This window comes from Methylobacterium sp. CM6246, assembly GCF_054818005.1.
This window is the reverse complement of record NZ_JBTXKY010000001.1, coordinates 2,027,511-2,051,823: the sequence shown is the minus strand read 5'-3', so window position 1 is coordinate 2,051,823 and position 24,313 is coordinate 2,027,511. Positions and strand designations below refer to the sequence as shown.

Below are 24,313 nucleotides of genomic sequence, written 5' to 3'. Positions count from 1 at the left end.
GCGGCCGACAAAGATGGACCGATCATGACCCAGGACCTGCCGGAGCTGCCGCCGGAGGCATTCGCCAAGCCCGACCACCATCCCGATCCGCTGTTCTACGCGCAGCCGCGGCTGGTCACCCACATCGACGCGGCCGCGATCGCCGCCGTGACCGACCTCTACCGCGCGGTCGTGCCTGCGGGCGGCATCGTCCTCGACCTGATGTCGAGCTGGATTAGCCACCTGCCGGACGAGGTCGCCTACGAAAGCGTCATCGGCCACGGCATGAACGCGGCGGAGCTGGCCGCCAACCCGCGCCTGGCCCGGTACTTCGTGCAGGACCTCAACGCCGAGCCGCGCCTACCGCTCGACACGGCGAGCGTTGACGCGGCTTTGATGTGCGTCTCGGTGCAGTACCTACAACGCCCCGTGGCTGTCCTGTCCGAGGTCGCCCGCATCCTGCGCCCCGGCGCACCGGTGATCATCAGTTTCTCGAACCGCTGCTTCCCGACCAAGGCGGTTGCGATCTGGAGCGCGCTCGACGGCGAGGGGCACGCGCAGCTGGTCAACCTATACCTGCAGCGCGCGGGCTTCGCGCGCGTCGAGACCCGCATCCTGAAGCGCGCGGCAGGCTCGGGCGACCCGCTGACGGCGGTCATCGGATGGACAGGGCCGGCCTGACAGCCCGTCCGGACCGGCAGGGTGAATCCGAGCGTCCGCGTCAGCGGATGCCGCCGTCGCTGAGCCGGTACCAGGCGATGATGGCCGAGACGTACAGGCGGTGGAACGCGTGCAGCGGCAGCGGTGCGACCGGTGTCAGCGGCAGTGGCAGACGGTCCGGATCCCCGGTCACGACGTAATCGGCGATCAACCGCCCCATGGTGGATTGAAGGCCGACACCGCGCCCCTGGCAGCCGATGTCGATGAGGAGCCCGGGCGCGGGCTCGTGGAGATGCGGCAAGTAATCCTGCGTGATCGCCACCCGGCCGCACCAGCGATGGTCGAACGCGATCCCGTCGAGCTGCGGGAACAGCTTGCCGACAATGCGCTCGAGATGAGCCCAGTCGCGGGCACTGCGCGGCTCGCGGAACGGCCCACGGCCGCCCATCAGCAGGCGGCCGGTATGGTCGAGGCGGAAATACAGCAGGAGCTTGCGCGTGTCCGACGAGACTTGCCCCTCGGGCAGGATCGAGCGGCGGAGGTTGTCCGAGAGCGGCTTCGTGGCAACCTGGAAGGAATTCGCCGCGATCACGGTCTGCGCGAGCCCGGGCCAAAGCCCGCCCGTGTAGCCGTTGGTGCACAGGACGACCCGCTCGGTCGAGAGCCGCGCGCCCTGGGCGGTCGTGACGGTCCAGGTCGATCCGGTGCGGGACAAACCGGTGACGGGGCTGCCTCCGTGGATGGCGGCGCCGGCCTTCAATGCAGCGCGAGCGAGACCGCGGGCGTAGCTCAGCGGCTGGACCGCACCGCCACGGCCGTCGAGCCAGCCGCCCAGGTATCGCTCCGTTCCGAGGAGCCGCGCGGTCTCGGACTTGTCGAGGACCCGGGTCGGCGCACCGAGCCCGGCCCATTGCTCCGCCCGGCGCGCGACCTCGACGAGCCCGGCCTCGGTATGCGCGCCCTGGATCCAGCCGGCGCGTTGGTGCGGCACGTCCATCGTGTGTCGGGCGATCAGGTCGAAGACCGTGTCGGCGGTGCTTCCCGCAAAGCGCGCGAGCCGCTCGCCGCGCTCGTGCCCGAACTTGGCGACGAGGTCGGCGGGATCATATTTCAGGCCCGGGATCACCTGGCCGCCGTTGCGCCCGGACCCGCCGAAGCCGACTTCGCGAGCCTCCAGCACGACCGGTCGGATCCCGCGCTCGGCGAGGTGCAGGGCGGTCGAGAGGCCGCAGAAGCCGCCGCCGACGATCACCACATCGGCGTGCCCGGATTCGGACAGGGGCGGCGTCTCGGGTCCCGGTGGTGCGGTGGTGGCCCAGAGCGACGGAGCGAGGGGAAACGGTTCGGCCACGGTAATCCCTAGAGCGGATGCAGCACGCGCTGCAGGAAGTCTTGGGTGCGCGGGTGTTGCGGGCGATTGAGGATCTCGGCGGCCGGCCCCTGCTCGACCAGGCGACCGCCGTCGAGGAACAGCACGCGATCGGCGACTTCCCGGGCGAACCCGATCTCGTGGGTCACGACGATCATGGTCATGCCCTCGTCCGCCAGCCCGCGCATCACCCGCAGGACATCGCCGACCAGCTCCGGATCGAGGGCCGATGTCGGCTCGTCGAACAGAATCGCCTCGGGACGCATGGCCAGGGCCCGCGCGATGGCGACGCGCTGCTGCTGGCCGCCGGACAGCGCGTCGGGCCGGGCGTCCTCCTTGCCGGCGAGGCCGACCCGGGCGAGCAGCGCCCGAGCGCGCTCTTCGACCTCGGCGCGGGGCTCCCGCTTCACGTGGATGGGCCCCTCGACGACGTTCTCCAGCGCGGTGCGGTTGGCGAACAGGTTGAAGCGCTGGAACACCATGGACACGCGGGTCCGCACCGCTTGGATGCTCCGCTTGTCCCGGTCGACGCGCTGGCCGTCGACCCGGATCTCGCCGCCGTCATAGGCTTCGAGCCCGTTGATGCAGCGCAGCAGCGTCGACTTGCCGGAACCCGACGGCCCGATGATGCAGACTACCTCGCCCTTGGTGACCTCGGCCGAGACGCCCTTGATCACTTCCAGCGAGCCGTAATGCTTGTGCACATCCTGGAGAACGATCACCGGTGGCGCCCCTTCGCTTCGAGGTGGCGCACCAGGAGGATCAGCGGCAGGCTCAGCGCCAAGTACATCAGCGCCACCATGGTGTAGACGCTGGTATTCTTGAACGTCGAGGAGGCGATGAGCTTGCCCTGGAGGGCGAGTTCCGCGACCGTGATGGTCGAGGCTTGCGACGAATCCTTGAGCATCATGATCATGATGTTGCCGTAGGGCGGCAACGCGATCTTGATCGCCTGGGGCAGGATCACCCGACGCATGGTCATCCACCAGCCCATACCGATCGACAGGGCAGCCTCGACCTGCCCGCGGTCCACCGCCTCGATACCGGCCCGGAAGTTCTCGGCCTGATAGGCAGAATAGGCGATTCCGAGCCCGATGATCGCTGCCTGCACCGCCGTGAGCGACAGGCCGAAATCCGGCAGCACGAAGTAGATGTAGAAAAGCTGCACGATGATCGGGATGCCGCGCAGGATGTTGATCATCACCGCGCTGAACCCCGCCAGCACGGCGATGCCGGAGACCCGCAGCACCGCCCAGAAAAGGCCGAGGACGGTCGAGACGACAAGGGAAGCCAGGGTGATCAGAACCGTAAGCTGCACGCCCTGGAACAGGATCGGCAGATAATCCTGCGCGTCGGCCAGGAACTCGCGCATGAAGCTCAGGACCGGTCGGCCGAGGGCGGCAGACCCCACTTTGTCAGGATCTTCTCAAGGGTCCCGTCGGCCTTCAGCTTGGCGAGCGCGGCGTCGATCTTGGCGAGCAGGGCGGTGTCGGCCTTGCGCACGCTGATGCCCACCGCGGCCACGACGGTCGGCTTGAGGGTCTCGACCAGCCGGACGCCGGGAAACATCCCCTGCTTGACGTAGTAGGCCAGGATTGGAGCGTCGGCGAAGCCGGCCTTCAGCCGCCCGGAATTCACGTCTCGGATGATGTCCGGGATCGCGTCGTAGATCTTCACCTCGGCGAACAGGCCCGACTTCTTTAACGGATCGACGAAGGCGGTGCCGACCTGGGCGCCGACGGTCTCACCCTTCAGGTCGGCGAAGGACGTGTAGTCCTTGGTGTCGGCCTTCGGGACGATCAATCCCTCGCCGTAGCTGTAGACCGGGGCCGAGAAAGACACGATCTCCTTGCGCTGGGGCGTGATGAACATCGCCGCCGAAATGATGTCGATCTTCGAGGCGGTGAGCGCCGGGATCAGGGTCGAGAATTGTAGGGGCTCGACTGCGACGGCGAAGCCGGCCTCCTTGCCGACCGCGTTCACGAGATCCACCATGACCCCCTGGATCGTGTTGGTCTTGGTGTCGAGGAAGGTGAACGGCAAGCCGGTCGGCGTGGCGCCGACCCTCAGGGGCGGCTCGGCCCTGGCCGGGCCGGCGATCAGGAGGGCGAGGCTCAAGCCCAGGCTTGGAAGCAGGCGTCTCATGGCGCGGATCCTCGACACTTGCATAGCGCGGCTCTGCGCTATCGCTCGTCTGTTTTCATATTCGTGAAGATTACCGCACGGTTCGCGGCTCGACGCAAGATGATTTCACGTGCATGAAGATGGCACGGATTCTCCAGGATGACGCTGCGGTGAGCAGGCCCAAAGTCGAACCGATGGCGGCCGATCCCGTGGACCGGGCCGTGGGCCAGCGGCTGCGCGCCCTGCGCCAGGAGCGACGGCTGTCCCTGGAGAAGGTCGCGGCCAGCACCGGGCTCTCGATCGGGTTCATCAGCCAGGTAGAGCGCGGCCTGTCCTCGCCGTCCCTGCGCGTCCTGGCCCTGCTCGCCGACACGCTCCAGACCGGGATCGGCGGCCTGTTCGAGACGACCGCCCCGGAGAAGGACCCCGACCCGATCGTGGTGTTCGAGCGGGACCGGGCGGAACTCAAGCTCTGGCGCGCCGGGATCACCAAGCAACTGCTGACGCCCGCGGGCAGGACGCCGAGCCTCAGCCTGTTCCACATGGTGCTCGAGCCGAAGGCCAGCACGGGCGACGAGCTGTTCAGCCACGACGGCGAGGAGGCCGGACTTGTGCTCGAGGGGCGTCTGACCCTCGTGGTGGAAGCCCGGACGCTGGACCTCGCCGCCGGCGACAGCTTCCGCTTCGCAAGCCATCGGCCGCACCGGTTCGGCAATCCGGACGGCCGGACGCGTGCCGTCGTCCTGTGGGTCAACGCCTTGGGGGCGGATCGAACACCGGATCCGTGAAGGGCCGCAGTGCGCGCGCGCGCGGATAAGCGCAGCCGTCCGGGCCGCGATCCGCGCCGGCGGAACGAGACTTCGGCTCGGTGTCTCGCAGACCATGGCGATCGGTCTTGACGCTGAGTTGTAGCACGTGCCCTCGTAGCACTCACAAAGAGAAGCATTCCACGGGAGGTCCACCATGGCGCTGATCCGCAGCTGCGTCCTCTCGGCCGCGATCGCCTGCGGCGCGATGGCCGGGGCAGCCGCGGTGGAGCCGATCACCGTGAAGGTGGGTGTCCTGAACGATATGTCGGGGGTCTACTCCGATACGGGAGGCCAGGGGTCAGTGGTCGCCGCGCGGCTCGCGATCGAGGATTTCGCCAAGACCGACGCCGACGTGCGGGTCGATCTCGTCTCCGCCGACCACCAGAACAAGCCGGATGTCGGCGCCGCCATCGCGCGGCAATGGTACGATCGCGACGGGGTTGACGCGATCTTCGACGTGCCGACGTCCTCGGTGGCCTTGGCGGTCAGCCAGGTCACGCGCGAAAAGAACCGGATCTTCATCGATTCCGGCGCCGGGACCACGGATCTGACCGGCAAGGCCTGCTCGCCCAATACAATCCAGTGGACCTACGACACCTATGCCCTCGCGCACGGCACGGCCGGCGCGATGCTCAAGCGCGGGGGCGAGTCCTGGTACTTCCTCACCGCCGACTATGCGTTCGGGATCTCGCTCCAGAACGAGGCCTCCGCGGTCGTCCAGAAGGGCGGGGGCCGCGTGCTCGGTGCCGCCAAGGTGCCGTTCCCGGCCACGGACTTCTCGTCGTTCCTGCTTCAGGCGCAGGCGTCGGGGGCGAAGGTGGTCGGGCTCGCCAACGCCGGCGGCGACACGATCAACGCCGTCAAGCAGGCCCACGAGTTCGGTCTGACGGAGAGCGGTCAGACCCTGGCGGCATTGCTCGTCTACGCGGTGGACGTGCATTCGCTCGGCCTGCAGACGGCCCGCGGACTGGTGCTGACCGAGTCCTTCTACTGGGATCTCAACCCCGGCACGCGCGCCTTCTCCGAGCGTTTCGCGCCGCGCCACAACGGCGCCATGCCGACGATGAACCAGGCGGGCGTCTATGCCGGCCTCCTACACTACCTGAAGGCCGTCGCGGCGACGAAGTCGAAGGATCCGCAGACGACCATGGCCTGGATGAAGGCCAACCCCACCGACGATCCGCTGTTCGGCAAGGGCTCGATCCGGGTCGATGGCCGCAAGCTGCACCCGATGTACCTGTTCGAGGTGAAGGCGCCCGCCGAATCGAAGGGCGAATGGGACCTGTACAAGCTCCTCGACACCATCCCGGCCGAGCAGGCGTTCCGCCCCCTCGCCGACGGGGGGTGTCCCCTGGCCGCCGCGCAATAGGCTCGGCGCATGAGCTTCCGGGAGCCGGGGATCGGCAACCGGTAGACCCTGGGACGCCGTCCGGCGCAGGCACGGCCGCGGCCCTCGACGAAAGACGTTCGGGAGAGCGCTCGACATGCTGCGCGATATCAGAGGACAGGTCGCCTGGGTGACGGGAGCCGGGTCCGGCATCGGACAGGCCGCCGCGGTGGCGCTCGCCAAGGCCGGGATGCGGCTGGCCCTTACGGGGCGCCGGGCGGACGCCCTGGAGCACACTGCGGAACTGGTCCGCGCCGCGGGTGGCGAGGCCCTGATAGCGCCCGCCGACATGGGCCGCGCCGACGACGTCGAGCGCGCCTGGGCGGCGGTCCACGCGGCCTATCAAGGCTGCGACATCCTGGTGAACTCCGCCGGTCTCAACGTGCCGAACCGGTCCTGGAGCGAGATCTCGCACGCCGACATCGACGCGGTGATCGGCGTGGATCTCAACGGCCCCTTCTACGCATCCCGGGCCGTGCTTCCGACGATGCGCGTCCAGAAGGGCGGCCTGATCATTCAGGTCTCGTCATGGGCCGGCCGTTACGTGTCCAAGCTGACGGGTCCGGCCTACTCGGCGGCCAAGCACGGGCTGGTCGCGCTCTCCGAGAGCCTGAACCAGGAGGAATGCGGACATGGCATCCGCTCCTGCTGCATCTGCCCCGGTGAGGTGGCGACGCCCATCCTGGACAAGCGTCCCGTTCCGGTCACGGCGGACGACAGGGCGCGCATGCTGCAATCGGAGGATCTCGCCGAGACGATCCTATTCGTGGCCCGCCTCCCGGCGACCGTCTGCGTCAACGAGATCCTGATCAGCCCGACATGGAATCGCGGCTATCTCGAAGGGATCAAGCTCTGAGCGGGGAAGACCGCGCCCGGTCGTCGGGATATTGGATTCCGCTGCTCGACGCGGCCCTCTTGAAGGGCACGAGGCTTGCTGAGATTGGTTCTGGCAGCCGGAGACGTCCACGAGGCCGATATGCAGTACCGACACGATGCGCTCTACGCCTCCCGGCGCTCGCCCGTCTTCGCGCGCAATCTCGTCGCCACGTCGCAGCCGCTCGCCACGCAGGCCGGGTTGCGGATGCTGCAACAGGGCGGCAACGCCCTCGACGCGGCGCTGGCGGCGGCCATCGCGCTCACGGTGGTCGAGCCCACCGGCAACGGCATCGGGTCGGACGCCTTCTGCATCCTCTGGCACGACGGCAAGCTCCACGGGCTCAATGCGTCCGGCCGCTCGCCGGCTGGTTGGACGCCTGAACGCTACGCCGGGCACACGGCGTTTCCGCATCGCGGCTGGGACACCGTCACGGTCCCGGGCGCAGTCTCGGCTTGGGTCGAGCTATCGCGGCGCTTCGGCCAGCTGCCGTTCGAGCGCCTGTTCGAGCCGGCCATCGATTACGCCGAGGCGGGCTTCCTCGTCTCGCCGGTCATCGCCGAGCTCTGGCGGCGCGGCGCGGCGGAACTGAAGAACCAGCCCGGCTTTGCGGCCACCTTTATGCCGGACGGGCGCACGCCGGCCGCCGGTGAGCTTTTCCGGTCGCCCGGCCACGCGCGCACGCTCCGGTCGATCGCCGAGACGCGCGGCGACAGCTTCTACCGGGGCGCGTTGGCGCACCGGATCGCGGATTTCGCCCGCGCGCACGGGGCGGCGCTCGACGAGGGCGACCTTGCCGAGCACAGCGCGGATTGGTGCGGCACCATTCATCAGGATTTCGGCGGCGTGAGCCTGCACGAGATCCCGCCGAACGGTCAGGGCATCGCGGCGCTGATGGCCCTCGGTATCCTCCGGGCGGCCGGCCTCGAAGATCTGCCGGTCGACGGCGCGGACGCGCTCCACCTCCAGATCGAGGCCATGAAGCTCGCCTTCGCGGACGTCTACGCCTACGCGGCCGACCTTCGGCACATGACCAAGGTCACCCACGACCATCTGCTGGACCCGGGCTACCTGGCGTCGCGGGCGGCGCTGATCGACCGTCGGCGCGCGCAGGTGTTCGGGCATGGAGCGCCGAACGAGGGCGGGACCGTGTGCCTCGCCACCGGCGATGCGGGCGGCATGATGGTCTCCTACATCCAGTCGAATTATTCGGGCTTCGGGTCCGGCGTGGTGGTCCCGGAGACGGGCATCAGCCTGCAGAACCGTGGATACGGCTTCACCCTGGCCGAGGGCCATCCCAACCAGGTCGGGCCGAGCAAGCGTCCGTTCAACACGATCATCCCAGGCTTCGTGATGCAGAACGGCGCGCCGTTGATGGCGTTCGGCTTCATGGGCGGGCCGATCCAGGCGCAGGGCCACGTGCAGATTGTGGTGCGAACCCAGGTGTGGGGGCAGGATCCGCAGACGGCGGTGGACGCGCCCCGCTGGCGCCACGTCGCCGGCCTGCAGGTGGCGGTCGAGACCACGTTCCCGGCCTCGACGCTGGGCGACCTGGAGGCGCGCGGCCACGAACTCGTCCGAGAGCCGCCGGATTCCGCCTTCGGGTTCGGGGGCGCGCAGCTCGTGCGCCGGATCGAGGGCGGCTACGTCGGCGGCTCCGATCCCCGCAAGGACGGCCATGCCGGCGGATTCTAGAGCCTCGCCCGGCGACGTCTGAAAACCCCGCTGCGACGCGCGCTGAAGCGGCGCCCGTCACGGCGCGCGCCTCATCCAACCGAGATCGAGCAGCATATGTCGTCACCGGACGCGGCCGTGAGCGCAACACCCGTCCGCGGTACATCGCAAATGTACAAGGCGGTGATTGCATCCTCGATCGGAAACGCTCTCGAGTTCTACGATCTGACGCTGTACCTGTACTTCGCCGTCACGATCTCGAAGTTGTTCTTCCCGACCAGCAACCCGACCACGTCGCTGCTGATCGCCCTCGGCAGCTTCGGCATCTCGTACCTAATGCGCCCGCTCGGGGCGATCGTACTCGGCCTCTATGCGGACAGAGCCGGCCGCAAACCCGCTTTGATGCTGTCGATCATGCTGATGATGGTCGGGACCTTCATGATGGTCGTGATGCCGTCCTACGAATCGATCGGCATCCTGGCCTCGGTCGGCGTGCTGGTGGCACGGCTGATCCAGGGTTTCTCGGTCGGTGGCGAATTCGGCGCGTCGACCGCCTTCATGGTCGAGCACGGGCCGACGCGAAAAGGCTTCTTCGCGAGCTTCCAGTTCGCCAGCCAGGGTCTGGCGAGCGTTCTGGCGGCCTTATCCGGGGTCATCCTGAGCGCCACGCTGAGCCCGGACCAGATCGCCGCGTGGGGCTGGCGCCTGCCGTTCGCGTTCGGGCTGCTGATCGGTCCCGTGGGCCTCTACATCCGTCGTAACATCGCGGAGACGCCCGAATTCGAGGCCTCGGCCGAGACGGGCGACGCGCGCTCACCCGTACGCGACCTGTTCGGACAGCAATGGCTGAACATGCTGCTGGCGACGGGGCTCGTGGCGACCTCCACGGCGCTGAACTACATGATCAGCTACACGCCGACCTACGCCGTCAAGCAACTCGGCCTGCCATCCTGGATCGGCTTCCTGGCGTCGTTCGTGGGCGCCGTCATGCTGATGACAGTCGCACCGCTGGTGGGGCACTGGTCGGACACGGTCGGCCGGACACCGATCATGCGGATCGTGGTGATCGCGGTGTTCGTACTGATGTTTCCCGCCTTCGCGCTGCTGATCAGCTATCCGGTGCTGCTCGTCATCGTGCCGGTGCTCGCCCTGATCGGCGGCCTGAAGGCGAGCTACAGCGCGGCCCTGCCGGCGCTCATGGCCGAGATCTTCCCGACACGCACCCGCAGCACGGGCATGAACATCAGCTACAACGTGGGCGTGACGGTCTTCGGCGGCTTCGCACCGTTCTGGATCGAGAGCCTGATCGCGGTCACACACACGCCGCTCGCGCCCAGCTTCTTCCTGATGTTCGCGGCCGGAATCAGCCTCACGTGCCTGGTGCTGGTCCGTCGGAAATTTGGATTGCGATGATCTGGGTTTTCTCGGTCTGACGTTGGCATCGGCTGCCGCGTCCAATTGAGCCGAGGCGTGCCCTACGGAGCCTGATCCGGGGGTGAGGCAGCTGTCCGGCCGTGATCCAGGCGCATGAGGACAGAACCGTCAGGGGTTTGCAGGGGCAGATACCGCAGGACCGGCCCAGGACATCCTCTGCTATACCGTCGTTGCCACGCCTCGATCGCACTTCCGATCTCGGCTGACGATGGGACACCGTTCGAGTTCGGCCAACGTCGCGCAAGCGGTCCCGATGGCGAAGTCGCTCGCAGGCGGACTTCGCCTCAACACTCCGATCGGCGCGATTGAATTTGTGCGGCGCGCCATAATTCGGCACGTCGAGGGGTGCAGGACAGCCACGCGGCGCCGAGTTCGGCGGTCGCCGTGCCGGCCGTTAAACGACTGCTAACGCATCGAGCCGACCCTTCAGGCAGCGATCGGGGGCAGCCTCGTGAGCCCGGGCATAGTCCTTGCTCAGGATGTGTTCATCTCGCATGTGCGAGATATCGCAACGCTCCGTCCACCGATGACCGCGTTCACTTTTCTGGAGACCCACGGAATGCCGACCTCTCAGGCCCGCGTGCAGACCGCCGAGGCAAGCCGCTACCTGCAGCAGCTGTGCCGGCACTGGAGCCACAAGTTCAAAGTCGAGGCGACGCCCGAGCACGGCACCGTGCCGTTCGGCGAGGACCGCGTCTGCACCTTCGACGCCGAACCCGATGCCCTGGTGATGCGCATCGACAGCGCCGACCCGGTCAACCTCACCCGGCTCGAGAACGTGGTCGCTGATCACCTTGCCCGCTTCGCCTTCCGCGAGAGCCTCGGCGATATCCGCTGGTCCCGCGCCGCCTGAGCTGTCGCCGACGTTGCCGGGGCGCGAATCCTGAGGACGCGCGAGCGGTCGCGTTCCGATATGGGCCGTCTGGCTTCAGACCGGGACGGCTGTCTCAATCCTGACCGGTAAGGGTCCGGCTGCTGGCGTAGGCTTTGCAACCGGGAAGCGCTGCGCGGATCCGCGTCGGCAACCCTGGATCGGAGCGGGACGACGGTATGAAGCGACGCACTCTGCTGCGAGGCGCTGGCGCCTTGATGGCCGGAGCCATGGCACGCCCTGCCCTGGTCCGGGCGGCCTCAGCCACGACACTCCGCTTCGTGCCTTACGCAGACCTCGCTCTGCTCGATCCGATCATCACCACGAATTACGTCACACGCACGCACGCGTTGATGGTGTTCGACACGCTGTACAGCCTGGATGCGTCCTACCGCGCGCAGCCGCAGATGGTCGGGAGCCAGGACGTATCGCCGGACGGTTTGACCTGGCGGCTGACCCTGCGCGACGGCCTACGCTTCCACGACGGCACCCCGGTTCTCGCCCGCGACGTGGTGGCGAGCCTCAAGCGCTGGTCCGGGCGCGATGCCTTCGGGGGCGCGCTGTTTTCCACCGTCGACGAACTCTCGGCCCCGTCCGACACCGTTGTGCAGTTCCGGCTCAAGAAGCCGTTCCCGCTTCTCCCGGACGCCCTGGCAAAGCCGACCTCCTACCTGCCGGTGATCATGCCGGAACGGCTGAGCGCGACGCCGGCCACGCAAGCCGTGGCGGAGATCGTCGGCAGCGGGCCCTATCGCTACGTCGCGACCGAGCGCGTACCGGGCTCCCTCAACGTCTACCGCCGGTTCGAGGCTTACCGGCCCCGCGAGGACGGCACGCCGAGCTTCACCGCCGGCCCCCGGATCGCGCATTTCGACCGGATCGAATGGCGTACGATCCCCGATGGCGCCACCGCGGCCGGCGCCCTGCGTTCGGGCGAGATCGATTGGTGGGAGCAGCCGCTGGTCGACCTCGTGCCCGATCTGCTGCGCCAGCGGGACGTGCGCGTCGAACTGGTGGAGACGACCGGCCTGATCGGGCAGATCCGCCTCAACCATACCCTGCCGCCCTTCGACAATCCCGCGATCAGCCGGGCGCTCCTGTCGGCCGTCGATCAGAACGAGATGATGGACGCGGTCGCAGGCAGCGATCCGTCGATCCGGCGCGGTCCCGCGGGCATCTTCACCCCCGGCGGCCCGATGGCTTCGGAGGCTGGGATGTCGGTGTTCACCGGTCCGCGCGACCTCGCAGGCGCCAAGCGGGCGCTGGCGGCGGCCGGCTACAACGGCGAGCGGGTCGTGCTGCTGGCGGGCACCGACGTGCCGCGGATCAACGCGGTCTGCGAGGTGATGGCCGACCTCTGCCGTAAGCTCGGGATGAACCTCGACGTCGTCTCCACCGACTGGGGCACGGTGAATCAGCGGATCCTCAATGCGAAGCCGCTCGACCAGGGCGGTTGGTCGATGTTCGGCATCTTCTCCGGTGGGCTCGACATGATCTCGCCGGCCTACCACTTGGCGGCCCGCGGCAACGGCCGGGCCGGCGTCCCGAGTTGGCTGACGGATGCGCCCCTGGAGGAGATGCGCGCCGCGTGGTTCGCAGCCCCGGATGTCGGCGCCCAGAAGGCCTTGGCGGCGACCATCCAGGCCCGGGCCCTGGAGGTCGGCGCCTACATTCCGTGCGGCCAGTATTTCCAGCCCACCGCCTACCGGCGCGACCTGGACGGTATGCTCACTGGTTTGCCGCTGTTCTGGAACCTGCGCCGGTCGGCCTGATCGATTAGCCGATCGCCAGAAGGCTGGCATTGCCACCGGCGGCCGTGGTGTTGATCGCGGTCGAGCGCTCCTCGATCAAGCCAGGGAGCGCATACAGGTCGCCTGCCGCAAGCGCGTCGATTGCGCGGGCCTGAACCTGAAGGATCGGGCCGGGACGGTGGGCGATGGCGCGGTTCAGCGCCTGCAAACCCTCGGGTCCGCCTTCGTACAGCACCGCCCGGACCTCGCCGGCCTGCCTGAGATCCGCCGCGCGTTCGACCCGGGCCGCGAGTTCGGCCGGTAGCTCGGCCAAGATCGCGAAGATCCTGTCCGGACTCAGCACCACGGCGCGGTTGCCGGTGGCGATGATCGCACCGAGTTGAAGGATCAGGCCGCGCTCTGTTTCGGCGATCGCCGCGACGCGCCCGCGTGGGCGCAACGCGTAGAGATTGCGCTCCCCGACCGGCCCGGCGAGCGCAATCTCCGCGCCCTGGATCGGAGGCAACGCTGCAACGGTGTCGGCGAGCGGGCCGAACCCACGGACTCGCAGCCACGCCGCGTAGCGTCGGCCCAAATCGCCTGAGCCCTCAAGACCATCGAGCGCGGAAGCCGGCGGCCGCTTCAGCAAGCGGCCGAGATAAAGCGGACCGCCGGCCTTGGGCCCGGTACCGGACAACCCGGACCCGCCGAAGGGCTGGACGCCGACCACCGCGCCGATGACGTTGCGGTTGACGTAGCGGTTGCCGGCCCCGACGCGGTCGAGAATCCGGTCGGCAGTCTCGTCGATGCGGGTCTGGAGGCCGAACGTCAGGCCGTAACCGGTGGCGTCGATCTCGTCCAACAGGCGGCCGAGATCGTGGCGCGCGTACCGCAGGACATGCAGGACCGGCCCGAACACCTCATGCTCGACATCCGCGACGCGGGTGATCTCGATGAGCGTGGGCGGAACGAAGGTGCCGTTCGCCGTCTCGGCCGGCAGCGAAACCTGGTGGATGGCGAAGCCGCGTCCCCGCATCGTCTCGACATGCTTGTTCAGGCGTTCGGCCGCCGCCTGGGTAATGACAGGGCCGACATCGACTGCGAGCCGGCGGGGATCGCCGACGACCAGCTCGCGCATGGCGCTCCGCAGCATGTCCACGGTACGGTCCGCGATCTCCTCCTGAAGGCACAGGATACGCAGGGCCGAGCAGCGCTGGCCGGCGGAATCAAACGCCGAAGCGATGACGTCGGCGACCACCTGCTCGGCCAGGGCGGAGGAATCGACCACCATGGCGTTCTGACCGCCCGTCTCCGCGACGAGCGGGATCGGCTCGCCGTCGCAGCCCAGGCGCTCGGCGAGACGTCCCTGGATCGTCTTTGCGATGCCGGTCGAGCCGGTGAACATCACGCCCTGCACGCGGGCGTCGCCGACCAGGGCCGCCCCGACGTCGCCGGCCCCCGGAAGGATCTGCAGGGCATCCTCCGGGATGCCGGCGCCGTGCAGCAAGCGGATCGCCTCCCAGGCCGTGAGCGGCGTCTCCGCGGCGGGCTTGGCCAGGACCGGGTTGCCGGCCGCCAGGGCGGCGGCGACCTGCCCGACGAAGATCGCCAGCGGGAAGTTCCAGGGGGCGATGCAGACGACCGGACCGAGCGGGGCGTGCGGGCCGGTGAGAGTCCGCTCGGCCTCGGCCGCGTAGTAGCGCAGGAAATCCACGGCCTCGCGGATCTCCGCGACGGCGTTGGCGGAGGATTTGCCGGCCTCGCGCACGATCAGCCCGATCAGCACCGGCATCCGTGCCTCGAAGGCGTCGGCCGCGGTGCGCAGACGCGCGGAGCGCGTCTCGGTCTCCACCGCCGCCCAGGTCTCGGCTGCCGCCTCCGCCCGGGCGAGCGCCGCCTCGATGGCGGGGACCGACGCGGCGCGGACTGTCCCGACCACGTCCCGATGGTCGGCGGGGTTGTGCACGGGCGTATCGGCTGAGGCCGGATCGGCCCCCGACGGCACGGCGCGCCAGGGCGTCCTCCCGCTTTCCGCCAGCGCCGCAGCGAGTCGGCCCAGGACGGCCTCGTCGGCCAGGTCGAGGCCCGCGGCATTGGCACGGCTGAGTCCGTAGAGATCGCGTGGCAGGGCGATCCGCTCGTGCGGTGCGCCCGGGACCGGCATCGCCGCGACGGCGGCGACGGGATCGGCGATCAGCGCGTCCACCGGCACGGACACGTCGCCGACCCGGTTCACGAAGGAGCTGTTCGCGCCGTTCTCGAGGAGCCGCCGCACGAGATAGGCCAGCAGGGTCTCGTGGGTGCCCACCGGCGCGTAGATCCGGCACGGCCTGTCGAGGTCGGCCCCGCCGACCACCGCTTCGTAGAGCGGCTCCCCCATGCCGTGCAGGCACTGGAATTCGTATCGCCCGAGGCGGAAATCGGGGCCCGCCATCTCGACGATGCTGGCCAGCGTCTGTGCGTTGTGGGTGGCGAATTGTGGAAAGATCGCCTCGGGTGCGGCGAGGAGCTTTCGCGCGCAAGCGAGGTAGGACACGTCCGTGTGCAGCTTGCGGGTGAAGACTGGGAAGTCCGCGAGCCCCTCCACCTGCGCGCGCTTGATCTCGCTGTCCCAGTACGCGCCCTTTACCAGACGAACCATCAGCCGCCGCCGGCTGCGCCGGGCCAGGTCGATCAGCACATCGATCGCGAATGGGCAGCGCTTGCCGTAGGCCTGTACGACGAAGCCCAGCCCATCCCATCCGGCGAGACCCGGGTCGAAGACCAGCGTCTCGAGGATGGCGAGGGACAGGTCGAGGCGGTCGGCCTCCTCGGCGTCGATGTTGAGACCGATCTCGTAGCGCTTGGCGAGACGGGCGAGGTCCCGAATGCGGGGCGCCAGTTCCGCCATCACGCGCCCGCGCTGGGATCTCGTGTATCGGGGATGAAGCGCCGACAGCTTGATCGAGATGCCCGGCCCCAAGAGGACGCCGCGCCCGGCAGACGCATCCCCGATCGCTCGAATCGCCTCCTGGTAGGCGCTCAGATAACGGTCCGCGTCCTCGGCGGTGAGGGCAGCCTCGCCGAGCATGTCGTAGGAGTAGGTGAACCCCCTCGCCTCCATCCGGGCGGCGTTGCGCAGGGCCTCTCCGATGTCGCGCCCGGTGACGAACTGCTCGCCCATCAGCCGCATGGCGAGATCGACCGCCTTGCGGATCAGCGGTTCACCGCCGCGCGCGATCAGGCGGGTCAGCGTCGCCGACAGCCCGGATTCACTGCGTGTCGCCGTGAGCCGGCCGGTCACCAGCAGGCCCCAGGTCGCGGCGTTCACGAAGGGCGACGGGCTGTGGCCGAGATGCGCGGCCCAGTCGCCACCGGCGATCTTGTCCCGGATCAGCGCATCGCGGGTGGCGGCGTCGGGAATGCGCAGCAGCGCTTCGGCGAGACACATCAACGCCACGCCCTCCTGACTGGAGAGCGCGTATTCGTGGATCAGGCCTTCGACGCCGCCGCGGCGGGTGTTGCGACGTAGCCCTTCCACCAGACGCCGGGCCATGTCGGCGACGCGCCCGGCCGCGTCGGGCGGCAAGCGGGCGAGATCGAGGAGCGGCGCCACGCAATCCGGCTCGGGGCGCCGACACGCCGCGACCATCGCGGCCCGGAGTGGCGACAGGGAGACCACGTCGTCCGCGAAGGCCGTGAACGGGTCGTCCGTCGGGACGGCGGGACGGTGCAGAACGCCTGATTCTGGCATGTTCGCTCCCTCGGGCTGAAAAGACTCAACGCCTGCGTGCACCAGGCTACGTCTCCGGGGCATCGTCCCGAAAGGTGGCTGCCGACGCGGATCGGGTGCCGCTCAGCGCACGGGTCTCGCGCACCTGCCAGGTTCGCCATGTGACCGGCCGCCATGTGACGGACGGCCGTACGCAGTCCCCTCCTGCTCGGGCCATGATAGAGGGACGGTCATGACCGCGATCCTGATCTACGGAGCCACCGGCTACACCGGGACGCTCCTGGCCGAACATGCCCGTGTGCAGGGCCTTCGCCCGATCCTGGCCGGCCGCGATCCGGACAAGCTGCGACCGCTGGCCGACCGGCTCGGGCTCGACTGGAGGGCGGCCCCCCTCGATGCCCCGGACCGGCTGCGGGACGCGCTCGCCGGCGTCGCCGCGGTGATCCACGCCGCCGGACCCTTCTCCAGGACGGCCCGCCCCATGGCCGAGGCGTGCCTGGCCGCAAGGACGCACTACGTCGACATCACCGGCGAGATCGACGTGCTGGAGTCGCTCGCCGCCCGGGACGCCGATGCGCAGGCGGCCGGCATCGTGCTGCTGCCCGCCGCCGGCTTCGACGTTGTGCCGAGCGATTGCCTGGCCGCCCACGTGGCCGGCCGGCTACCCGGCGCCACGAACCTGCGGATCTCCATCGGCGGTTTCGGTGGCTTCAGCCGCGGGACGGCCCGCACCATGGTCGAGGGCATCGCCTGGGGCACGCGGGTGCGGCGCGCCGGCCGCATCGTCGAGTTGCCAAGCCCGCCCCGCGGGAGCGCGGATTTCGGCCGCGGACCTCGGCGCACGGTGGGGCTCGGCTGGGGCGACGTGTCGAGCGCGTGGTACTCGACGCGGGTCCCCAACATCGAGGTGTTCTTCGAGGCGCTCCCCGCCATGTCTGCCGCAGCGGGCCTGCCTGCTGGCTTCCGGCGGATCATCGCCGGCGGCACGGTGCAGCGCCTCATCAATCGCGGCATCGACCGCCTGCCGGAGGGCCCGTCGGCGGCCGCGCGGGCGACGGCGCGCAGCACGTTCCTGGCCGAGGCCTGGGATGAGAACGGCAGGCGCGCGGCAAGCCGGATGGAGACCCCCGAGGGGTATACGCTCACCGTCCTGACAGCGCTGGAAGTCGCCCGGCGCGTGGCGGCGGGTGGGATCCCGGCCGGGTTCCACACGCCGGTCACCGCCTTCGGGGCGGATTTCATCCTGGGTTTTCCAAACGTCGTGCGGATGGATCTCTGATCTCGCATCCGGGCGTGTCGTTCGAACAGCGCGATCTCCGGAGGGCCCATTCTCCGAAGTGGCTCCGCTACGCTCGCAACGGCAATTGAGACTTCGATCGCCGTCAAATCAGACGGTTGCGCCGAGCTGCCAGGGGGCGAATTCCGACGATCCGAAGTCGAACTGCTCGCTCTTCGTCCGCTCGCCGCTGGCGACCCGAAGGATCAGCTCGAAGATCCGTTGGCCGGCCTGCTCGACGCTTTCCTCGCCGTCGAGGATCGTGCCGCAATTGACGTCCATGTCCTCCTCGAGCCGCCGGTACATGGTCGAATTCGTCGCGATCTTGATCGACGGGGACGGCTTGCAGCCGAACACGCTGCCGCGCCCGGTGGTGAAGCACACGAGGTTCGCCCCGCCGGCCACCTGCCCGGTCGCAGAGACCGGATCGTAGCCGGGGGTGTCCATGAACACGAAGCCTTTGGCGATGACTGGATCGGCGTAGCGGACCACGTCGATCAGGTTGGTGCTGCCAGCCTTGGCCATGGCACCCAGCGACTTTTCCAGGATTGTGGTCAGGCCGCCGGCCTTGTTGCCGGGGGACGGGTTGGCGTCGATCTCCGAGCCCTCCCGGCGGGTGTACTCTTCCCACCAGCGCATCAGATCGACGAGCTTCTGGCCAACCTCCGGGGACACAGCGCGCCGGGTGAACAGGTGTTCGGCCCCGTAGGTCTCGGTGGTTTCCGACAGGATCACGGTGCCGCCGTTCTCGACCACGCGGTCGCTGGCGATCCCGAGCGCCGGGTTGGCGGAAACGCCGGAATAGCCGTCCGAGCCACCGCATTGCAGGGCGACGATCAGCTCGCTCGCCGGCACGGTCTCCCGCTGCACCACGTTCGCCTCGGCCAGGATTCCCGTGACGAACGCGATGCCGGCCTCGACGGTCTTGCGCGTGCCGCCGAGCGTCTGGATGTTCATGCTGCGGATCCGGTCGCCCAGGCCCTGCTCCTCCAGGAAGGCGCCGATCTGGTTCACCTCGCAGCCGAGCCCGATCATCACGATGTGCGAGAAGTTGACGTGGCGGGCATAGCCCGCGAGCGTCCGGCGCAGGAGCCGCAGCGGCTCACCCATGGCCATGCCGCAGCCGGTCTTATGGGTCAGCGCGACGACGCCGTCGACATTCGGGTAAGCGGCCAGCGGATCGAGGCCGAGGATCGGGTGGCGCCGGAACGCGTCCGCGATCAGGTCGGCGACATGCGCGCTGCAATTCACCGAGGTCAGGATGCCGACATAGTTGCGCGTCGCCACCCGCCCGTCCGGGCGGCGGATGCCCTGGAAGGTCGCGGGTGGCGCGACCAGCCGGGTCGGGCGCGCATCGACCCCGAACGCGTAGTCGCGAGCGAACTCGCCCATGCCGAGATTGTGCACGTGGACGTGCCGGCCGGCCGCGATGTCGTCCTTGGCGAAGCCGATGATCTGTCCGTACTTGGTCACAGCCTCGCCCGAGCGGTGGGGACGGACCGCGACCTTGTGGCCGGGCAGGATCCGCTCGACGGCCATCACGCCCGGGGCGACCGGCGTGCCCGGCTCGATCGCAGTCCTGGCGACCGCGACGCCGTCGTCCGGCCGCAGGGTGATGACGGGATAGGCGGACAGCCTGTCGGCCGTGACCAGCATCGGACTTCCTCCCTGAGTCGCGCCTCGCCGGGCGCGTTCACGGGAAACCTAGCGCCCCTGCACGCAGGGCGCGAGAACCGCGGGTGACGCGGGAGCCCGGATGTCGTCGGCTGGTATCAGGAGATCTCGCGCACCAGCTTGGCGATGAGCGCCCGGCCGAATGCCTCGAAGCTCTGCGCGGTCATGACGAACGCTCCTTCCCCGCCGATCACGGTCTCCCGGTAGTAGGCGGCCAGCCCGTCTGGGGGATTGGTGTGCTCTTTCAAATACCCCGGCATCCCGGTGGGATCGGTGAGGATGACGATGCCGTTGACCGTGGTGCCCAGCGCCACGGCGGCATCCCGGGCTTCGGCGATCGCGCGGCCGGAATTGCTGGTGCCGTCCCCGGAGATGTCGATCACCGTCCGCTCTGCGCGGTAGGGCGAGCTATCGATGAGCATGGACGCGAAACCGATCGCCGACCCGATGGCGGTCCGGCCGTAGAAGGGGCGCGATGCTCCGGCCAGCCGCGCGGCGAAGGTGGCGGCATCGGCGGCCGAAGCGATGGTCATCCAGTCGACCGCGACCTGCTGCTCACCGGGCCCCGCCCAATCGAACAGCGCCACAGCGATGCGCCCGCGCTTCCCCTCGGCGATCGCCTGCAGGACGCGCCGGTCGCCGAAGGCTTCGGCATAGCCCCGTCGCTCCAACTCGAATCGCGACGCGCTGATGCTCAGCGAGACATCGACCGCGAGCACCAGGAGAACATCGACCCCGGTCTCCGCGGCGGTGGCCCGCCGCGCCGTCAGCGACAGCGTGGCGAGCATCCCGGAGAGCAGATGGCGTCGCCGCATGGCCGAAAACCCGGTGATGGGCGTCCGCACGGTCCGGCGGACCACCTCGGGCGTGCAACGAGCCTGCCGCCGGGCTGGTTCGGTGCCACCGGCACCGCATATGCGACACCGGCGCCCGGCTTCCAAGCGATAGGAGCGGCGGCGCCTCTCCGTAGTCGAAGCGGCGGGCTCATCGGCGATGCTGGCTCCGACCGCATTGCGGGAAGGTTCCGTTGCCCCGGGCGCGGGCGACGCCGCCTTCGGTCGCATCGGGCACCGGGCTGTCCGCTCTATCTCCGCGTGGTGAGGTGCATCAGGCGCCGAAACCGGGAAAGCTCGAAACCGACAATGCGTATCTTCAAGTGGATCGGCCGCGTCACGAGGGCTGTCGTGGTCGGCGGGGTGACGGGCACCGTCGCTTTGACCAGTCGGCTCCTCGACGGGACCATCGAGCTGGTCGGCCGGTCCTCCGAGCGCCTGGATGCGAAGCTCGGCGCCCTGGCGCACGCCTCGGAAGAACGCCGCCGCCAGCAGGGCCGCCGCCCGATCGATCCGATCACCCTGCAGAAGTAGACCGTAGCCCTACAGGCCCGGGCCCTTGGCGGCGCCGAGGATACGGCCCGGGCGGCCTTCGGCGGCGCTCTGTACCAGAACGACCCAGCTGTCGGCCTCGGCGATCTCCGCCATGGTGCACGGGACATCGAACCGCGTCGGCTGGCCGGCCCAGGTGCCGAGACGCTGCATGCCGCGCACGACGTTGACATAGGTGGCCGTCCGGCCGCCGTTCTCCCCGCCCTGAATTGCGATGGCGCGGCTCCGCAGCACGGGCACGAGCCAGACATCGCCGCGGGTGTCGGTCCTGGTGTCCGGCGCAGCGCCGACCTCGACGGTGATCCGGTCGCCATGCATCTCGCCGCGGACCGGGATCGGCAGACCGCCGTGCTGCGTCGCCTCGCGCATCAAGCGTTCGAGGGCCGCTCGATCCGATCCGACCGCGAAGCCGCTGCCGTCGACCACGATCTGCGGCGTGAAGACCTGCCGGGCGCCGCGAGCCCTGGCGTAGGCGCGCTGACGTTCGGTCAGAGGCCGCATCGCCAGGGTGTCTTTCCAGCCGAGATAATCCCAGTAGGTCACCGGCAGGGTCAGCGCGACCACGCCGGGCTGGCGTGCCAGGTCGCGGATCACGGGGTCGGCACTCCGGCAGGCGCCACAGCCCTGGCTGGTGAACAGCTCCACGACGGCGCGGACCGGCTCCGCCCGCGCCTGCGCCGAAGCCGAGACCGCGCACAGCAGCGCGGCAGCGCACAGCGCGCGGCTTTCGCCGGTCCTGGTACGGGCGCGGTGCCGATGCGTCATCGATCCATCAGAGCGGTTGGGACGCCGTGTGGGAAATCACGTTGGCTTGAGAGGCCTCTACCATCGGTTGAGCGGCCTGTGGGAGATTTCTCGCCTTAGGCAACATGTCCGGCCGCCACCGACGGTGCATCCAGAGCCATTGGCCGGGATGCTCGCGCACCCAGCTATCCACGACCGCCGTCATCGCCTGCATGGCGCCGGTCACATCGATCACCCCGTCAGCGTTGCGCGGCAGGTCGAGCGGCGGCGTCAGTTCGAGCCGGAATCGGCCCTTCGGCAAGCGGATCACCCGGACGCCGTGAACCGGGCAGTCGTAGTGCCGGACGAGCTTGGCGAGCAGCGGGTTGGCCAGACAGGGCCGCCCGAGAAAATCGACCACGACGCCGCGGGTGAAGTGCTGATCGATCAGCTGTCCGAGATGGCCGCCGTTCTCGACCACGTCCCGCATGGCGAAGACGGCGCCGGGGGTCGACGCCGCCAGGCCCCCCATCGAACGTCGGCGGACCTCCTGCACGAGGCGCGCGGCGGCCGGGTTGTTGGGCGGCCGGAAGACGGCGGTCGCATCCAGGCCGAACCGGGCCGCGCAGATCGCCGGGAGTTCCCAGTTTCCGAGGTGGGCGGAGAAGATCAGCCCGGGCCGACCGTCGTCGCGCAGGGCCGCGAAGTGCTCGATCCCCGCAACCTCCGTGCGCATCGTACCGGTGGCGTCGGGATCGTAGTCGAACAGCGAATCGAGGTGGGCGTATTCGGCGCCGGTCCGCCCGAGATTGTCCCAGGCCTCCAGGGCGATGCGCTTCCGCTCCGCCTCCGGCATGTCGGGAAACGCCCCGCGCAGGTTCGCCATGGCGGTGCGATGGGCCGGCAGCCATGGTCCGACCGTGCGCAGGAGCGCTGCGCCGAGCGCGGTCGAGCGATCCGGACCGAGGGCGCGGGCCAGCCAGACCAGGGCGCGGATCAACGGTATCATGGCGAATCCGGCAAGCCGGGGGAACGATCGTCTGAGGATGAGAGCGAGGCGCAGCACGTTGGTTTCCCGGGCACGATGCGGGCAGGCCCGGCAGTTCGCGTGTAAGGCGACGCTTAAACCATGTCCGCCGCGGTGCGATAGCGCATCGCCGCGCAAGATGGCCGCCGCCCTTCGGAACGATGGCAGGCCAGCATTGGGCAAGGCGTCCGGGAGGAGATCCCAGGACGCAGCGCCGACCGCTACAGGCTGACGAGAATCTTTCCGAACACCTTGCGGGATTCGAGCCGCTCCAGCCCCTGCGCGAAGTCGCCGAGCGGGTAGACCGTATCGACCACCGGGCGGATCCCCTGGGCCATCTTGTCGAGGGCCTGCGCGATGTTCGCCAGCGAGCAGCCGAATGAGCCGGTGATGCGATACTGCTGCTGGAACAGCTGCATCAGGTTCATGGTCGCCGAGACGCCGGAGGTCGAGCCGCAGGTTACCAGCCGGCCGCCGCGCTTCAGGCAAAGCAGCGAGCCGTTCCAGGTATCGGCGCCGACATGCTCGAACACCACATCGACGCCCTTGCGCTTGGTCAGCCGGCGGACCTCGCCCTCAAATCGCTCGGTGCGGTAGTTGATGACGTGGTCGGCTCCGAGCTCCGTCGCCTTCCGACCCTTCTCGTCGTCGCCGACCGTGGTGTAGACGGTGCAGCCGATCGCCTTGGCCATGCGGATCGCCGCGGTTCCGATGCCGGAGCCGCCGGCATGGACCAGGACGCTCTCTCCCGGCTCCAGGCGGGCGTTGTCGAACAGCATGTGCTGGACGGTGCCGAAGGCGATGCCCGCACAGGCTGCGTCCGTGTCGCTGACGCCATCCGGCACCTTCACGACCAGACGGGCCGGCACAGTCACCAGCTCGCGCGCAAAACCATCGACGTGGAAACCCATCACGCCGGAAACATCCTCGCAGAGGTTGTCGCGGCCCTCCCGGCAGGCCCGGCACTGCCCGCAGGTCATCGCCCCGTAGGGAACGACCCGATCGCCTGGCGCGACAGCGGTGACGCCTGCGCCGACCGCTTGCACGACGCCGGCCGCCTCGGCGCCGACGATGAGCGGCATCTTGCGCTTGGCGAACGCCATGCCGCGAAAGCCCCAGACGTCGATGAAGTTGAGGCCGACCGCACGGATACGGATCTGCACGTCGCCGGGCCCCGGCGCAGCGGGGGCCTCGACCTCGTTCAAGCGCAGGTCGCGGTCGCCGAATAGCTGTAGGGCTCGCATGTCGTCTTTCATCGTTCCGGCGCCAGGTAACGCCGCCGCGCCCACCCCACGGTTCGCCCGGCCTTGACCCGGCACCACGTCGCCCGGCTCGGCGTATCGGCGGTGCAGCCGAAGACCAGGGCACGGGTGCGGATCTCGCCGACCTGTTCGGCCCCGGCGTCCGGCTCGGCGCGGATCGAGAGCGGCTCGCCGGGGGAGAGCCCCGAGATCCGGTACGGTTCCGGTTCGGCACGGGCACGGCCCGGGACGAGCGGAGCGGCGAGGCAGAGTCCGGCGAGGAGGGCGAGGCGGGCGCGCATTGGCAGGTCGCTAAAGCATCGCGCGTGCGAGGGGAATTGAGGGCGTCGGACTTATCACGGCG

At 69.1% G+C, this 24,313-nt stretch carries 21 protein-coding genes; 10 read left to right on the top strand and 11 right to left on the bottom strand.

Annotated features, from left to right (window positions below; genetic code table 11):
- Positions 1-24: 24 nt before the first annotated feature.
- Positions 25-660: a class I SAM-dependent methyltransferase gene (locus tag ACYQPG_RS10120; protein WP_461230846.1), complete on the top strand. Its 636-nt coding sequence runs from the start codon at positions 25-27 to the stop codon at positions 658-660.
- A 40-nt stretch (positions 661-700) separates the two neighbouring features.
- On the opposite strand, the gene ACYQPG_RS10115 is transcribed toward ACYQPG_RS10120, so the two are convergent.
- The 4 genes from ACYQPG_RS10115 to ACYQPG_RS10100 are packed head-to-tail and all read right to left on the bottom strand — an operon-like array spanning position 701 to position 4,153.
- A complete protein-coding gene (locus ACYQPG_RS10115; RefSeq protein ID WP_461230845.1) occupies positions 701-1,990 on the bottom strand; it encodes an NAD(P)/FAD-dependent oxidoreductase in 1,290 nt (429 codons plus the stop codon).
- 8 nt (positions 1,991-1,998) lie between these two features.
- On the bottom strand, positions 1,999-2,730 hold the full coding sequence (locus tag ACYQPG_RS10110; protein ID WP_461230844.1) for an amino acid ABC transporter ATP-binding protein: 732 nt from the start codon (positions 2,728-2,730) through the stop codon (positions 1,999-2,001).
- Positions 2,727-3,380 (bottom strand): amino acid ABC transporter permease, encoded by a 654-nt coding sequence (locus tag ACYQPG_RS10105; RefSeq protein ID WP_461230843.1) that lies wholly within the window; start codon positions 3,378-3,380, stop codon positions 2,727-2,729. Before ACYQPG_RS10105 ends, ACYQPG_RS10110 begins: the two co-directional genes overlap by 4 nt.
- A 5-nt stretch (positions 3,381-3,385) precedes the next feature.
- Positions 3,386-4,153, bottom strand: coding sequence for an ABC transporter substrate-binding protein (locus ACYQPG_RS10100; protein ID WP_147907086.1), 768 nt, complete (start codon positions 4,151-4,153; stop codon positions 3,386-3,388).
- A 173-nt stretch (positions 4,154-4,326) separates the two neighbouring features.
- Here ACYQPG_RS10100 and ACYQPG_RS10095 point away from each other — a divergent pair, with 173 nt between their 5' ends.
- From ACYQPG_RS10095 to ACYQPG_RS10065, 7 genes are all read left to right on the top strand, one after another.
- Complete coding sequence (locus ACYQPG_RS10095; protein WP_147907129.1) at positions 4,327-4,920, top strand: cupin domain-containing protein; 594 nt, start codon at positions 4,327-4,329, stop codon at positions 4,918-4,920.
- Between the two features lie 175 nt (positions 4,921-5,095).
- Positions 5,096-6,310, top strand: coding sequence for an ABC transporter substrate-binding protein (locus tag ACYQPG_RS10090; RefSeq protein ID WP_461230842.1), 1,215 nt, complete (start codon positions 5,096-5,098; stop codon positions 6,308-6,310).
- 115 nt (positions 6,311-6,425) lie between these two features.
- Positions 6,426-7,184 carry an SDR family oxidoreductase gene (locus ACYQPG_RS10085; RefSeq protein ID WP_147938859.1) on the top strand — a complete coding sequence of 253 codons (759 nt, stop codon included), beginning with the start codon at positions 6,426-6,428 and terminating at the stop codon, positions 7,182-7,184.
- Positions 7,185-7,304: 120 nt separating this feature from the next.
- Positions 7,305-8,897, top strand: a complete 1,593-nt coding sequence (locus ACYQPG_RS10080; protein WP_461230841.1) for a gamma-glutamyltransferase family protein — start codon at positions 7,305-7,307, stop codon at positions 8,895-8,897.
- 117 nt (positions 8,898-9,014) lie between these two features.
- Positions 9,015-10,289: an MFS transporter gene (locus ACYQPG_RS10075; RefSeq protein WP_246692207.1), complete on the top strand. Its 1,275-nt coding sequence runs from the start codon at positions 9,015-9,017 to the stop codon at positions 10,287-10,289.
- A 580-nt stretch (positions 10,290-10,869) separates the two neighbouring features.
- The gene (locus ACYQPG_RS10070; protein WP_039902563.1) at positions 10,870-11,163 is read left to right on the top strand and encodes a DUF2218 domain-containing protein; all 294 of its coding nucleotides are present in this window, start codon (positions 10,870-10,872) and stop codon (positions 11,161-11,163) included.
- A 197-nt stretch (positions 11,164-11,360) separates the two neighbouring features.
- The gene (locus ACYQPG_RS10065) at positions 11,361-12,953 is read left to right on the top strand and encodes an ABC transporter substrate-binding protein (RefSeq protein WP_147907080.1); all 1,593 of its coding nucleotides are present in this window, start codon (positions 11,361-11,363) and stop codon (positions 12,951-12,953) included.
- A 4-nt stretch (positions 12,954-12,957) separates the two neighbouring features.
- On the opposite strand, the gene putA is transcribed toward ACYQPG_RS10065, so the two are convergent.
- Positions 12,958-16,644, bottom strand: coding sequence for a trifunctional transcriptional regulator/proline dehydrogenase/L-glutamate gamma-semialdehyde dehydrogenase (gene putA / locus ACYQPG_RS10060; protein ID WP_461230840.1), 3,687 nt, complete (start codon positions 16,642-16,644; stop codon positions 12,958-12,960).
- A 211-nt stretch (positions 16,645-16,855) separates the two neighbouring features.
- On the opposite strand from putA, the gene ACYQPG_RS10055 reads away from it, so the two are divergent.
- Positions 16,856-17,902, top strand: coding sequence for a saccharopine dehydrogenase family protein (locus ACYQPG_RS10055; protein ID WP_147907078.1), 1,047 nt, complete (start codon positions 16,856-16,858; stop codon positions 17,900-17,902).
- A gap of 108 nt (positions 17,903-18,010) precedes the next feature.
- Here ACYQPG_RS10055 and ACYQPG_RS10050 read toward each other — a convergent pair whose 3' ends face one another.
- Both ACYQPG_RS10050 and ACYQPG_RS10045 read right to left on the bottom strand, forming a co-directional pair.
- Positions 18,011-19,534 carry a UxaA family hydrolase gene (locus ACYQPG_RS10050; protein ID WP_461232447.1) on the bottom strand — a complete coding sequence of 508 codons (1,524 nt, stop codon included), beginning with the start codon at positions 19,532-19,534 and terminating at the stop codon, positions 18,011-18,013.
- Between the two features lie 137 nt (positions 19,535-19,671).
- Positions 19,672-20,637 carry a DUF1194 domain-containing protein gene (locus ACYQPG_RS10045; protein WP_461230839.1) on the bottom strand — a complete coding sequence of 322 codons (966 nt, stop codon included), beginning with the start codon at positions 20,635-20,637 and terminating at the stop codon, positions 19,672-19,674.
- Between the two features lie 78 nt (positions 20,638-20,715).
- Here ACYQPG_RS10045 and ACYQPG_RS10040 point away from each other — a divergent pair, with 78 nt between their 5' ends.
- Positions 20,716-20,940 (top strand): hypothetical protein, encoded by a 225-nt coding sequence (locus ACYQPG_RS10040; RefSeq protein WP_147907076.1) that lies wholly within the window; start codon positions 20,716-20,718, stop codon positions 20,938-20,940.
- A gap of 9 nt (positions 20,941-20,949) precedes the next feature.
- Here ACYQPG_RS10040 and ACYQPG_RS10035 read toward each other — a convergent pair whose 3' ends face one another.
- The 4 genes from ACYQPG_RS10035 to ACYQPG_RS10020 form a co-directional block, all read right to left on the bottom strand.
- Positions 20,950-21,723 (bottom strand): DUF1223 domain-containing protein, encoded by a 774-nt coding sequence (locus ACYQPG_RS10035; RefSeq protein ID WP_147907075.1) that lies wholly within the window; start codon positions 21,721-21,723, stop codon positions 20,950-20,952.
- Between the two features lie 7 nt (positions 21,724-21,730).
- Positions 21,731-22,747: a lipid A biosynthesis lauroyl acyltransferase gene (locus tag ACYQPG_RS10030; protein ID WP_461230838.1), complete on the bottom strand. Its 1,017-nt coding sequence runs from the start codon at positions 22,745-22,747 to the stop codon at positions 21,731-21,733.
- Between the two features lie 182 nt (positions 22,748-22,929).
- Entirely contained in the window at positions 22,930-23,952 is a 1,023-nt protein-coding gene (locus tag ACYQPG_RS10025) for a zinc-binding dehydrogenase (RefSeq protein WP_419829336.1), read from the bottom strand.
- Between the two features lie 8 nt (positions 23,953-23,960).
- Complete coding sequence (locus ACYQPG_RS10020) at positions 23,961-24,251, bottom strand: SH3 domain-containing protein (protein WP_461230837.1); 291 nt, start codon at positions 24,249-24,251, stop codon at positions 23,961-23,963.
- Between the last annotated feature and the right edge of the window lie 62 nt (positions 24,252-24,313).

What these genes read in the sequence shown, in the direction of transcription:
- ACYQPG_RS10120 (WP_461230846.1), top strand. Translation starts at nt 25, where the DNA reads ATGACCCAGGACCTGCCGGAGCTGCCGCCGGAGGCATTCGCCAAGCCC.
- ACYQPG_RS10105 (WP_461230843.1), bottom strand. Translation starts at nt 3,380, where the DNA reads ATGCGCGAGTTCCTGGCCGACGCGCAGGATTATCTGCCGATCCTGTTC.
- ACYQPG_RS10100 (WP_147907086.1), bottom strand. Translation starts at nt 4,153, where the DNA reads ATGAGACGCCTGCTTCCAAGCCTGGGCTTGAGCCTCGCCCTCCTGATC.
- ACYQPG_RS10095 (WP_147907129.1), top strand. Translation starts at nt 4,327, where the DNA reads ATGGCGGCCGATCCCGTGGACCGGGCCGTGGGCCAGCGGCTGCGCGCC.
- ACYQPG_RS10090 (WP_461230842.1), top strand. Translation starts at nt 5,096, where the DNA reads ATGGCGCTGATCCGCAGCTGCGTCCTCTCGGCCGCGATCGCCTGCGGC.
- ACYQPG_RS10085 (WP_147938859.1), top strand. Translation starts at nt 6,426, where the DNA reads ATGCTGCGCGATATCAGAGGACAGGTCGCCTGGGTGACGGGAGCCGGG.
- ACYQPG_RS10080 (WP_461230841.1), top strand. Translation starts at nt 7,305, where the DNA reads ATGCAGTACCGACACGATGCGCTCTACGCCTCCCGGCGCTCGCCCGTC.
- ACYQPG_RS10070 (WP_039902563.1), top strand. Translation starts at nt 10,870, where the DNA reads ATGCCGACCTCTCAGGCCCGCGTGCAGACCGCCGAGGCAAGCCGCTAC.
- ACYQPG_RS10065 (WP_147907080.1), top strand. Translation starts at nt 11,361, where the DNA reads ATGAAGCGACGCACTCTGCTGCGAGGCGCTGGCGCCTTGATGGCCGGA.
- putA (WP_461230840.1), bottom strand. Translation starts at nt 16,644, where the DNA reads ATGCCAGAATCAGGCGTTCTGCACCGTCCCGCCGTCCCGACGGACGAC.
- ACYQPG_RS10055 (WP_147907078.1), top strand. Translation starts at nt 16,856, where the DNA reads ATGACCGCGATCCTGATCTACGGAGCCACCGGCTACACCGGGACGCTC.
- ACYQPG_RS10045 (WP_461230839.1), bottom strand. Translation starts at nt 20,637, where the DNA reads ATGCGACCGAAGGCGGCGTCGCCCGCGCCCGGGGCAACGGAACCTTCC.
- ACYQPG_RS10040 (WP_147907076.1), top strand. Translation starts at nt 20,716, where the DNA reads ATGCGTATCTTCAAGTGGATCGGCCGCGTCACGAGGGCTGTCGTGGTC.
- ACYQPG_RS10035 (WP_147907075.1), bottom strand. Translation starts at nt 21,723, where the DNA reads ATGACGCATCGGCACCGCGCCCGTACCAGGACCGGCGAAAGCCGCGCG.
- ACYQPG_RS10025 (WP_419829336.1), bottom strand. Translation starts at nt 23,952, where the DNA reads ATGCGAGCCCTACAGCTATTCGGCGACCGCGACCTGCGCTTGAACGAG.
- ACYQPG_RS10020 (WP_461230837.1), bottom strand. Translation starts at nt 24,251, where the DNA reads ATGCGCGCCCGCCTCGCCCTCCTCGCCGGACTCTGCCTCGCCGCTCCG.